The organism is Caldimonas sp. (assembly GCF_046289365.1).
In the GTDB taxonomy this organism is placed as follows: domain Bacteria; phylum Pseudomonadota; class Gammaproteobacteria; order Burkholderiales; family Burkholderiaceae_C; genus Caldimonas.
Genome location: NZ_JBKBVU010000097.1, coordinates 1 through 11788 on the forward strand (window position 1 = coordinate 1; position 11788 = coordinate 11788).

Here is an 11788-nt window from a genome sequence, read left to right on the forward strand (position 1 = left end):
GCACGGCCTCGCTGCGGGGGGTGGCTCGGCGCACACCCGCCTTGCGGGCCTGCCAGGCCCCATGGGCCACCACCGCGCCGACGACGAGCACGCCCAGGACGAGCAAGGCCAGTTGCAGGCTGCCCATGATGCTCAGGCCGCCTCGGCCATGCCCACGGCCGCTTCCATGTCCACGGCCACGATGCGCGAGACCCCCTGCTCCTGCATCGTCACGCCGATGAGCTGCTCGGCCATCTCCATGGCGATCTTGTTGTGCGAGATGAACAGGAACTGGGTGTCCTTGGACATCGCGGTCACCAGCTTGGCGTAGCGCTCGGTGTTGGCGTCGTCCAGCGGGGCATCGACCTCGTCGAGCAGGCAGAAGGGCGCCGGGTTGAGCTGGAAGATCGCGAACACGAGCGCGATGGCCGTCAGCGCCTTCTCGCCACCGGACAGGAGGTGGATCGTGCTGTTCTTCTTGCCCGGCGGCTGGGCCATCACCTGCACACCGGCATCGAGGATCTCGTCGCCGGTCATGACCAGCTTCGCGGTGCCGCCGCCGAACAGGCTCGGGAACATCTTGCCGAAGTGCTCGTTGACGAAGTCGAAGGTCTTCTTCAGCAGCTCGCGGGTTTCCATGTCGATCTTGTGGATCGCATCCTCGAGCGTCTTGATCGCGTCGGTCAGGTCGGCGTTCTGGGCATCCAGGAAGGTCTTGCGCTCGCGCGCGGCGGTGAGCTCGTCCAGAGCCGCCAGGTTCACCGCCCCCAGGGCATTGATCTCGCGGTTGATGCGGTCGATCTCGCTTTGCAGGCCGTGCAGTCGCACCCCGCCTTCCTCGATCGTGCGCGCCAGGGCCTCGAGATCGACCTCGGCCTGGGTGAGCTGCTCGAGGAACTGGGCGCCGCCCAGCGAAGCGGCTTGTTCCTCGAGCTGCAGTTTGGTGATGCGCTCACGCAGCGGATCGAGGCTGCGCTCGAACTCCAGGCGCTGCTCGTCGGCCCGGCGCAGTCGCATCGACAGATCGTCGTACTCGCTGCGCTTGGCCGCCAGCGCTGCCTCACGCTCCATCTTGAGCGCCAGCGCTTCCTGCAGGCCGGCCTGGGCCGCAGCGTCGTTGAAGCCGTCGAGCTCGGCCTGCAACTGCTCGGCCGAGCGCTCGTTGGCCTGGATCTGCTGCACCGCCGTCTCGATGGAGCGCTGCAGCTCCCCGCGGCGGGAGGCCAGGGCGCGGGCCGAGAACTGCGACTCCTGGGCTTCGCGTTCGAGTGAACGCAGTTGCTCACGCGCCTGGTTGAGTTTGCGCTCGGCCTCGATCACGGCCTCTTCGAGCTCGGCGTGGCGCTCCTGCTCGTTGGCCAGCAGCATGTCGAGTTCCTCGAAGCGCGCCTCGCCGGTGGCTCGCCGTTCGGCCAGTTCCTCGAGCTGCGCATCGATCTCGGCCAGTTCCTCCTCGATCTGGCCGCGCCGGCTGCTGGTCTGCTCGGCCTGCTGCGTCAGGCGCAGCAACTCCACCTGGAGCTGATGGGTGCGCGCTTGCAGCTCGGCCGCCTCGCGGCGGGCCGTGACCAGACGCTGGGAGGCCTCGGTGTACGCCGCCTCGGCCCGCACCAGGGCCGAGCGCGCCTCGTCGGCGATCAGGGCCTGGGCGCGCACCTGTCGCTCCAGGTTCTCGATCTCCTGGGCGCGGGCGAGCATGCCGGCCTGCTCGGAGTCGGGGGCGTAGAACGCCACCGCGAACTGCGACACCGCATGGCCCTCGCGGGTCATGATCACCTCGCCGTGGGTGAGCCTGTCGCGCTGGGCCAGGGCTTCATCGATGGAGCCGGCGGTGTAGACCCCTTCCAGCCAGTCGTTCAGCAGGGCCTTGAGCCCGGCATCGTGCAGGCGCAGCAAGTCGGACAGGCGTGGCAGCGTGTGGTGGGTGTTGCTGATGGCGGCCGAGGGCAGCGTGTAGAAGGCCAGCTTGGCCGGCGGCGCGTCGCTGGCGAAAGCCCGCACGGTCTCGACACGGCCCACCTCCAGCGCGTTGAGCCGCTCGCGCAGCGCCGATTCCAGGGCCGTCTCCCAGCCCGGCTCGATGTGCACCTTCGTCCACAGGCCCTGCAGCCCGTCCAGGCCGTGCTTGGCCAGCCAGGGCTTGAGCTTGCCCTCGGTCTGCACCTTCTCCTGCAGCGCCCTCAGAGCCTCCAGCCGGGCCGCCAGGTCGGCCTGCCGGGCCGACTCGGCATTGACCCGCTCCTGCTGGGCGCGCCGCTCCTCGTCCAGATGCGGCACCCGCTCGGTCAGCTCGTGCAGGCGCTCGTCGGCCACGGCCTGCTCCTGGGCCGCCTGCTCGTGCAGGCGCTGCAGTTCGCCCAACCGGGCTTCGTCAGGGGCGGCCAGGCCCTTGGCCTCGGCGGCCAGGCGCTCACGCCGCGTCTGCAATTGCCGGCCCTGCTCGTCCAGGTTGCGCGATTCCACCGCCAGCAACTGGATCTGCTGCTGCACGCCGGAGACGGCGTTGCGCTGCTCGTTGGCCCGAGTGACGGCGGCGCGTACCGCGTCCTCCAGAGCCGGGAGATTGGCTGCCTCCTCCTCGGCCTGGGCGGCCAGGACCTCGGCCTGCTCCTGCGCCATCGCGATCTGCTCGGCGATCGTCTCGAGCTCGCTTTCGGCCTGGGCGCGACGCTCGGCCCACTGGCCGCTGTGCGCTTTCAGCTCGATCAACCGCTGCTCGACGCGCTGACGCCCCTCCACCACATAGCGGATGCGTTCCTCGAGCCGGCTGACTTCGAGGCTGGCCTCGGCCAGCGCGCCCTGCGCGGCGTGCAGCTCGTCGCTGGCCGCGTAATGCGCCTGCCGGAGGGTCTCCAGCTCGGCCTCGACGTGGCGCAGCTCGGCCAGCCTCGCCTCCAGGGCATTGGTGGCTTCCAGCACTTCGCGGTGCACGCGCTCTTGCTCGGCGGCCGCATCGCGGTGCTTGAGGAACCAGAGTTGATGCAGCTTGAGCGTGCCCTGCTCCTGCAGGCTGCGGTAACGCTGCGCCACCTCGGCCTGCTGTTCCAGACGCTCGAGGTTGTGGCCCAGCTCACGCAGGATGTCCTCCACCCGGGTGAGGTTCTCGCGCGTATCCTTCAGACGGTTCTCCGTCTCGCGGCGGCGCTCCTTGTACTTGGACACGCCGGCGGCTTCCTCGAGGAACATGCGCAGCTCCTCGGGGCGTGATTCGATGATGCGGCTGATCGTGCCCTGGCCGATGATCGCGTAGGCCCGCGGCCCCAGGCCCGTGCCGAGGAAGACGTCCTGGACATCACGGCGGCGCACGGGCTGCCCGTTGATGAAATAGCTCGACGTCCCATCGCGCGTGAGCACGCGTCGCACCGAGATCTCGGTGAACTGGTTCCACTGTCCGCCGGCGCGCGCGTCGGAGTTGTCGAACACCAGTTCCACGCTGGCCCGGCTGGCCGGCTTGCGGGTGCCCGAGCCGTTGAAGATCACGTCTTGCATCGACTCGCCACGCAGCTCCGAGGCCTTGGACTCGCCCAGCACCCAGCGCACCGCATCCATGATGTTGGACTTGCCGCAGCCGTTGGGCCCCACCACGCCGACGAGTTGCCCGGGCAACTGGAAATGCGTGGGCTCCGCGAAGGACTTGAAGCCGGACAGCTTGATCGAGTTCAGGCGCATGGGCTGCTTGGGGCACCGCGCCGGGCCGCCACCGGCGGCCTCGCGCTAAGTCGTTGATTCGTATACGAAAACCGACCCATCGACCGGTTCCAGGGAAGCGCGGATGATACCATCGCCCCCCTGCCGCCCAGCCCGTGGGCGCCCCTTCGTCTCCAACCGTCACACTGCCATGGCCAAACGCCCTTCCTCCCCCGCCCGCACCCCTCCCCGGCAGCGCGAGATGCCGCCCAACCCGCCCTCGGCGCCTTCGAAGGAGCTGCATGTCTTCCCGAACCCCAGCCCGAAGCGCGACTACGTCATCCAGTTCCAGGTCCCCGAGTTCACCTGCCACTGCCCGCTGACCGGCCAGCCCGACTTCGCGCACTTCACGATCGACTGCATCCCCGACAAGCTGTGCGTCGAGCTCAAGAGCCTGAAGATGTACATGTGGAGCTACCGCAACGAGGGGGCTTTCCACGAGAAGGTCACCAACGACATCCTCGACGACATCGTCAAGGCCATCGAGCCGCGCTTTCTGCGCATCACAGCCAAGTGGTATGTGCGCGGCGGCATCTACACCAACGTGGTGGCCGAGCATCGCAAGAAGGGCTGGAAGCCCCAACCGCGCATCGAGCTGCCGCAGCATGCGTCCGAATCGGGCCTGCTGGGCTGAAAGGCCGCGCAGGGCTCAGGCCGGCGACAGTCGCCACCGGTCCAGACGCGGATGCATGACACGGAACCACAGCGGCGGCACCATCGCCAGCCAGATGCAGCCCGCATAGCCGGTAGGCAACTGGGGCCCCGGCAGGGGCTCCAGGCTGGCATAGGGCTTGCCGGCGTGCATGTGGTGGTCGGAATGCCGTTGCAGGTTGGCCAGCAGGCAGTTGCTGATCAGGGTGTCGGCATTCCAGGCATGCTCCACCCCGAAGCGCTCGGGCCGGCCCTGCACCTCACGGCGCTGCAGGCCATAGTGCTCGATGTAGTTCACGGTCTCCAGCAGCCACACGGCATGGGCCGCCTGCACCCCCCAGAAGAGCAGGCCTTGCCAGCCCGCCACCGCCGCAACCACGCCGATCCAGGCCCCCTGCGCCACCATCGCCCAGGCCAGCGGGCTGTGCGCCCAGCCCTGGCGATGCCGCGCCAGCCGCTGCGCTTCCAGCGCCCAGGCGCTGCGCCAACTGCCGGCCAGCGTGCGCGGCAGGAAACGCCACAACGATTCCCCTGCGCGAGCACTGGCCGGATCGTCGGCGGTCGCCGCCCGCACATGGTGCCCGCGATAGTGCTCCACCATGAAGTGGGCGTAGCCCACGCTGATCATCAGCGCCCAGCCCAGGGTGCGGTCGAGCCGGGAGCGGGAATGGCCCAGCTCGTGAGCGAAGGTGATTCCCTGCGACCCGGTGGTCGTCCCCACGGCCAGCCCCAGTGCCAGCACCGCCGCCGCACTGGACTGCTCCCGGGCTACGAGCAGGCCCAGGGCCAACAGACCGGCCTGCCACAGCACATGCAGGCGCAGGCAGGCCACGAACCACGGATGCGGCTCGCGCGCCGCGGGCGAGTGCCGCCACGAGGGAAGTACCCATTCCAGCACCGCCACGCCCGCCAGCACGCCCAGGGCCACACCCCAGGCCGCCCAGGGCGAATACCACGCGGCCGTACCGATCCCCCAGGGCATGGCCCAGGCCAGCGCAAAACGCAGATCGCGCCACCGCAACGTGTTCATGGATCCATGATCGGAGCCCCCCGGCGAGCCGTCAAGCGCAGCGTCCCGGTGCGTCGAACGGGGATAATCACCGTCCATGAACCCCCTGCTCGCCCGCCTCCAGCCCTATCCGTTCGAACGGCTGCGCGCCCTCACCCAAGACCTCACGCCCAACCCGGCCCTGCGGCCCATCAGCCTGGGCATCGGAGAGCCCAGGCACCCCACGCCGCTCTTCATCCGCCAGGTGCTGGCCCATGCCCTCGACGGCCTGGCCCACTACCCGGCCACGGTGGGCCAGCCGGCCCTGCGCGAGGCGATGGCCGGCTGGGTGCAGCGCCGCTACGGCGTGAGCCTGGATCCGGCCACCCAGGTGCTGCCGGTCAACGGCTCGCGCGAGGCGCTGTTCGCCTTTGCCCAGACCGTCATCGACCCGACGCGGCACCGCGACGCTGGCGGGCCGATCGTGGTCTGCCCGAATCCCTTCTATCAGATCTACGAAGGCGCCGCCTTGCTGGCCGGTGCCGACACGGCCTTTGCCAATAGCGACCCGACGCGCAACTTTGCCTGCGACTGGTCGGCCTTGTCGGACGACACCTGGGCGCGCACCCAGCTCGTCTATGTGTGCTCGCCGGGCAATCCCACCGGCGCGGTGATGCCGCTGGACGAGTGGGCTCGGCTGTTCGAGCTGAGCGACCGGCACGGCTTCGTGATCGCCTCGGACGAGTGCTATTCCGAGATCTACTTCCGTGACGAGCCTCCGCTGGGCGGGCTGGAAGCCGCCGCCAGGCTCGGCCGCCAGGATCTGCGCAACCTCGTCGCCTTCACCAGCTTGTCCAAGCGCTCCAACGTGCCGGGCCTGCGCTCGGGCTTCGTGGCCGGCGATGCACGGCTCCTGAAAGCCTTCTCGCTGTACCGCACCTACCACGGCAGCGCGATGAGCCCGGTGGTGCAGCAGGCCAGCATCGCCGCCTGGAACGACGAAGCCCACGTGGTGGCCAACCGCGAGCAGTACCGCGCCAAGTTCGCCCGCGTCACCCCCCTGCTGGCCGAGGTGCTGGAGGTGGCCCTGCCCGATGCCGGCTTCTACTTGTGGGCCAAGGTGCCCGAGGCCCTGGGGCAAAGCGACACCGAGTTCGCGCGGGGTCTGCTCGCTCAATACAATGTGACGGTCTTGCCCGGCAGCTTCCTTGCGCGGCAGGCGCACGGCCTGAACCCCGGCGCCGGCCGCATCCGCATGGCCCTGGTGGCCGAGCTCGACGAATGCGTCGAGGCCGCCGAACGCATCGCCGCCTATGTCCGTTCCCTCTGATCCACTCAAGAGTCCGCATCCATGAGTCAAGCCCTCGAAGCCGTCATCAACCAGGCCTGGGACGACCGCGCCGCCCTGTCGCCCTCCGCTGCCGCCCCCGAGGTGCGCGAGGCCGTCGAATCCGTGATCGCCGACCTGAACAAGGGCCGGCTGCGCGTGGCCGAGAAGATCGACGGCGCCTGGACCACCCACCAGTGGATCAAGAAGGCCGTGCTGCTGAGTTTCCGCCTGCACGACAACGTCGCCATGCGCGCCGGCGACCTGGGCTTCTTCGACAAGGTGCCCACCAAGTTCGCCCACCTCAGCGACGAGGAGATGCGAGCCACCGGTGTGCGTGTCGTGCCCCCTGCCGTGGCGCGCCGTGGCAGCTACATCGCCAGGAATGTGGTGCTCATGCCCTCGTACGTGAACATCGGCGCCTATGTGGACGAAGGCACCATGGTCGACACCTGGGCCACCGTGGGCTCGTGCGCCCAGATCGGCAAGAATGTGCACCTCTCGGGGGGCGTGGGCATCGGCGGTGTGCTCGAACCGCTGCAGGCCAACCCCACGATCATCGAGGACAACTGCTTCATCGGCGCGCGCTCCGAGGTGGTGGAAGGCGTGATCGTCGAAGAGAACTCCGTGCTGGGCATGGGCGTGTACATCGGCCAGAGCACCCCCATCTTCAACCGCGAGACCGGCGAGATCTCCTACGGCCGCGTGCCGGCCGGCTCGGTGGTCGTGAGCGGCAACCTGCCCAAGACGACGGCTGCCGGCCAGGCCTACAGCCTGTATGCCGCGGTGATCGTCAAGCGCGTGGACGCCCAGACCCGTTCCAAGACCAGCATCAACGACCTGCTGCGCGCCTGAGGCACACTGCGGCACACCCGACACACCCACGACGAGGAGGATGGCGATGAGCGGTGGCAACATGGAGCGCGTGCTGCGCCTGATGGCCGACAAGCAGGCCTCGGATGTCTATCTGTCGGCCAAGACGCCCATCCTCATCAAGATCCACGGGCAGATCCTGCAGGTCAGCGATCAGCCCCTCACCCCCCAGCAGCCGCGCCAGTTGCTCGCCGAGGTGCTCACCCCCGCCCAGATGGAGGAGCTCGACGAAACAGGCGAGCTGAACCTGGGGGTGGTGCTGCCTGGCGTGGCCAGCTTCCGCCTGAGCGCCTTCAAGCAGCGCGGCTCGGTCGCCGCGGTGTTCCGCTGCATTCCGAGCACGATTCCCTCGCTGGAATCGCTCAACGTGCCCGACATCCTCACCAGCCTGATCCTGGAAAAGCGCGGGCTGATCCTGCTGGTAGGCGCCACCGGCACCGGCAAGAGCACCACCTTGGCCGCCATGCTCGAGCACCGCAATCAGCAGGTGGCCGGGCACATCCTCACCATCGAGGATCCGATCGAGTTCCTGTTCACGAACAAGAAGTCGGTGGTCAACCAGCGCGAAGTCGGGCGGGACACCCAGTCCCTGCAGATCGGTCTGAAGAACGCCCTGCGTCAGGCCCCTGACTGCATCATGATCGGCGAGATCCGCGACCGCGAAACCATGACCGCGGCCCTGTCATACGCCCTGTCCGGTCACCTGGTGCTGTCGACGATGCACGCCAACAACAGCTATCACGCGCTCAGCCGCATCATGTCGTTCTACACCCCCGAGGCGCGCCCTGCCCTGCTGTCGGACCTGGGCTCGGGGCTGAAGGCCATCGTCTCGCAGCGCCTGATGCGCGCGGTCACCGGCGGACGCATCCCGGCCGTGGAGGTGCTGCTCAACACCAAGCTCGTGGCCGAGCTGATCGAAAAGGGCGATCTCACCGGCGTGAAAGAGGCAATGGAGAAATCCCTGGCCGAAGGTTCGCAGACCTTCGAAGCCGATATCGCCCGCCTGATCAACGAGGGCCGTGTCACCCGCGAGGAAGGCCTGGCCTACGCTGATTCGCCCACCAACCTGATGTGGCGGCTGCAGAACGACATGAGCGCCCAGAGCAAGCTCACCCCGAAAAAAGAAGAGGTCGAGGACGGACCGTCCTTCACCGAGATCACGCTGGACGTGCGCAACGACGAGCGCCCCAGCGGGTATGGCACCACCGGCTTTGGCGTGCTGCGCTGAGGCCCGGCACGCTGCGGCCCCCACCCCATGACCGACACCCTGCGCCTCACTGAAGCCCTGATCGCCCGGCCTTCGGTCACACCGTCCGATGCCGGCTGCCAAGCCCTGATCGCCGAGCGGCTCACGCCCCTGGGTTTTGCCTGTGAGACGCTGGTCTTCGGCCCATCCGACTTTCGCGTCACCAACCTGTGGGCCAAGCGCGAGGGCCGCGCCGGCGGAGATGGCAAGCTGCTGGTGTTTGCCGGCCACACCGATGTGGTGCCCCCCGGGCCCCTGGAGCGCTGGCTCAGCGACCCTTTCACGCCCACCCACCGCGACGGCCTGCTGCATGGCCGCGGTGCCGCCGACATGAAGAGCTCGATCGCTGCGATGGTGGTGGCCGTGCAGGAGTTCGTGGCCGCCCACCCCGACCACCGTGGCTCCATCGCCTTCCTGATCACCAGCGACGAGGAAGGCCCGGCCAACGACGGGACCGTCAAAGTCTGCGACTGGCTGCGCGCGCGCGGCGAACGCCTGGACTACTGCATCGTCGGCGAACCCACCTCGGTCGAGCGCCTGGGCGACATGATCAAGAACGGCCGTCGCGGCTCGCTGTCGGGCCGGCTCACGGTCAAGGGCCTCCAGGGCCACATCGCCTACCCTCACCTGGCGCGCAACCCGGTGCACCAGGCCGCACCGGCCCTGGCCGAACTCGCGGCCATCGAATGGGATCACGGCAACGCCTACTTCCCGCCCACGAGTTGGCAGATCTCGAATCTGCACGCCGGCACCGGTGCCACCAATGTCATCCCCGGCGAGCTCGTCGTGGACTTCAATTTCCGCTACGGCACCGAATCCACCCCCGAAGGCCTGAAGGCCCGGGTGCACGAAGTGCTCGACCGCCACGGCCTGGAGTATGACCTCGCCTGGACGCTGGGCGGCCTGCCTTTCCTCACCGAGCCGGGCGACCTGAGCGAAGCCCTCGTGGCCGCCATTCGCACCGAGACCGGCCTCACGCCCGAGCTGTCCACCACGGGCGGCACCTCGGATGGCCGTTTCATCGCGCAGATCTGTCCCCAGGTGATCGAGTTCGGGCCGCGCAACGCCACCATCCACAAGATCAACGAAGGCGTGGAAGTGGCCCACCTCGAACCCCTGAAAAACATCTACCGCAAGACCCTGGAAGCACTGATCGCATGACGGTACTCGAGATGATCGAGCGCATGGCCGCCCGCCTCGACGAGGCGGGCGTTTCATTTGGGCATGGCACCACCAACGCCCGCGACGAGGCCGCCTGGCTCACGCTGTGGGCCCTGGGCCTGCCGCTGGACGACCTCGACAGCGTCGCGGCACGTGAGCTCGACCGCGCCGACCAGGCCCGCGTCAACGCCCTGATCGACGAGCGCATCACCAGCCGCGTGCCGGCGGCCTACCTCACGCAGGAGGCCTGGCTGCAAGGCGTGCGCTTCTACGTCGACGAGCGCGCCATCGTGCCGCGCTCGTTCATCGCCGAGCTGCTGGCCGATGGCAGCATCGACCCCTGGCTGGGTGAACACACCCGCGCAGTGCTCGACCTGTGCACCGGTAACGGCAGCCTGGCGGTGCTCACCGCCATGGCCTATCCGGACGTGCACGTGGATGCTGCCGACCTCAGTGAGGACGCCCTGGCGGTGGCGCGCATCAACGTCGAGCGCCATGGCCTGGCCGATCGCATCCGTCTCGTGCACAGCGACCTCTTCGAGGTCCTGCCCGGCCGCTACGACCTCATCCTGTGCAATCCGCCCTATGTGAACACGCTGTCGATGGCAGCCCTGCCGGCCGAATACCAGGCCGAGCCCGACCTGGCCCTGGCCGGCGGCGAGGATGGCATGGACCTGATCCGTCGCATCCTGCGCGAGGCCCCGGCCCACATGAACGACCACGCCGTGCTCGTGCTGGAGATCGGCCACGAGCGTGCCCATTTCGAGGCAGCCTTCCCCTTGCTCGAAGCCGTGTGGATCGACACCAGCGCCGGCCCCGACATGGTGGTGCTGCTCACACGCGAAGCCCTGGCCGCCCAGAGCCTGCCCTGATGATCCAGCTCAAGAACCTCACCCTGCGCCGCGGCACGAAGGTCGTGCTCGAAGGCGCCTGGCTCACCCTGAACCCCGGGGAAAAGGTGGGCCTGGTGGGCCGCAACGGCGCCGGCAAATCCTCGCTCTTCGCCCTGCTCACCGGCAGGCTGCAGGCCGATGCCGGCGATGCCGAGGTGCCCGCCCACTGGCAAGTGGCCGAAGTGGCCCAGGACATGCCCGAGACCGACGAGGGCGCCACCGACTTCGTGCTGGCCGGTGACCGCATGCTGCAGGCGGCACAGGCAGCGCTGGCCCAGGCCGAGGCCGCCGACGACGGCCTGGCCATCGCCGAGGCCCATCACCGCATCGAGCAGGCCGGTGGCTTCGACGCGCGTGCCCGCGCGCAAGCGCTGCTGCTGGGCCTGGGCTTCACCACCGGACAGCTCGATGCCCCGGTGAACAGCTTCTCGGGCGGCTGGCGCATGCGGTTGCAGCTGGCGCGCGCGCTGATGTGCCCGGCCGACCTGATGCTGCTGGACGAGCCCACCAACCACCTGGACCTCGATGCCCTGGTCTGGCTGGAAGCCTGGCTGCAGCGCTTCGAGGGAACGCTGATCGTCATCAGCCATGACCGTGAGTTCCTCGATGCGGTCACCCGGGTGACCGTGCACTTGGAAGACGCTCGCCTGACCCGCTACGGTGGCAACTACACCCGTTTCGAGGAGATGCGCGCCGAGCGCATGAGCCAGCAGCAGGCCGCCTTCGAGCGTCAGCAAGAGCGCATTGCGCAGCTCTCGCGCTTCATCGAGCGCTTCAAGGCCAAGGCCAGCAAGGCCCGCCAGGCGCAAAGCCGGGTCAAGGCGCTGGCGCGGATGGAAAAGCTCGCCCCGGTGCTCACCGCGGCCGATTTCCAGTTCGAGTTCCGCGAGCCGGCCCACCTGCCCAACCCCATGCTGGTGCTCGATGGTGCCGGCATGGGCTATCGCAACGCCGAGGGCGACACGCTCATCCTGCGCGACGTG

At 68.6% G+C, this 11788-nt stretch carries 9 protein-coding genes; 7 read left to right on the plus strand and 2 right to left on the minus strand.

All coding sequences use genetic code 11. The annotated features are described in order from the left end of the window. Window positions 1-132: 132 nt before the first annotated feature. A complete protein-coding gene (gene smc, locus ACK42S_RS10805; RefSeq protein WP_409706926.1) occupies window positions 133-3648 on the minus strand; it encodes a chromosome segregation protein SMC in 3516 nt (1171 codons plus the stop codon). A 169-nt stretch (window positions 3649-3817) separates the two neighbouring features. On the opposite strand from smc, the gene queF reads away from it, so the two are divergent. Then, complete coding sequence (gene queF, locus ACK42S_RS10810; RefSeq protein ID WP_409706929.1) at window positions 3818-4300, plus strand: preQ(1) synthase; 483 nt, start codon at window positions 3818-3820, stop codon at window positions 4298-4300. Between the two features lie 15 nt (window positions 4301-4315). On the opposite strand, the gene ACK42S_RS10815 is transcribed toward queF, so the two are convergent. Next, the gene (locus tag ACK42S_RS10815; RefSeq protein ID WP_409706932.1) at window positions 4316-5347 is read right to left on the minus strand and encodes an alkane 1-monooxygenase; all 1032 of its coding nucleotides are present in this window, start codon (window positions 5345-5347) and stop codon (window positions 4316-4318) included. Between the two features lie 76 nt (window positions 5348-5423). On the opposite strand from ACK42S_RS10815, the gene dapC reads away from it, so the two are divergent. From dapC to ACK42S_RS10845, 6 genes are all read left to right on the plus strand, one after another. Beyond that, window positions 5424-6635, plus strand: coding sequence for a succinyldiaminopimelate transaminase (gene dapC / locus ACK42S_RS10820; protein WP_409706935.1), 1212 nt, complete (start codon window positions 5424-5426; stop codon window positions 6633-6635). A gap of 21 nt (window positions 6636-6656) precedes the next feature. Beyond that, a complete protein-coding gene (gene dapD / locus ACK42S_RS10825; protein WP_409706938.1) occupies window positions 6657-7487 on the plus strand; it encodes a 2,3,4,5-tetrahydropyridine-2,6-dicarboxylate N-succinyltransferase in 831 nt (276 codons plus the stop codon). 46 nt (window positions 7488-7533) lie between these two features. After that, complete coding sequence (locus tag ACK42S_RS10830) at window positions 7534-8733, plus strand: PilT/PilU family type 4a pilus ATPase (protein WP_409706941.1); 1200 nt, start codon at window positions 7534-7536, stop codon at window positions 8731-8733. A gap of 27 nt (window positions 8734-8760) precedes the next feature. Then, window positions 8761-9912 carry a succinyl-diaminopimelate desuccinylase gene (gene dapE, locus ACK42S_RS10835; protein WP_409706944.1) on the plus strand — a complete coding sequence of 384 codons (1152 nt, stop codon included), beginning with the start codon at window positions 8761-8763 and terminating at the stop codon, window positions 9910-9912. Further along, window positions 9909-10784 carry a 50S ribosomal protein L3 N(5)-glutamine methyltransferase gene (prmB, locus tag ACK42S_RS10840; RefSeq protein WP_409706947.1) on the plus strand — a complete coding sequence of 292 codons (876 nt, stop codon included), beginning with the start codon at window positions 9909-9911 and terminating at the stop codon, window positions 10782-10784. The genes dapE and prmB overlap by 4 nt, the downstream gene beginning before the upstream one ends. After that, the coding region (locus ACK42S_RS10845; protein WP_409706950.1) for an ABC-F family ATP-binding cassette domain-containing protein at window positions 10784-11788 on the plus strand (1005 nt) is incomplete at its 3' end. The genes prmB and ACK42S_RS10845, both read left to right, overlap by 1 nt.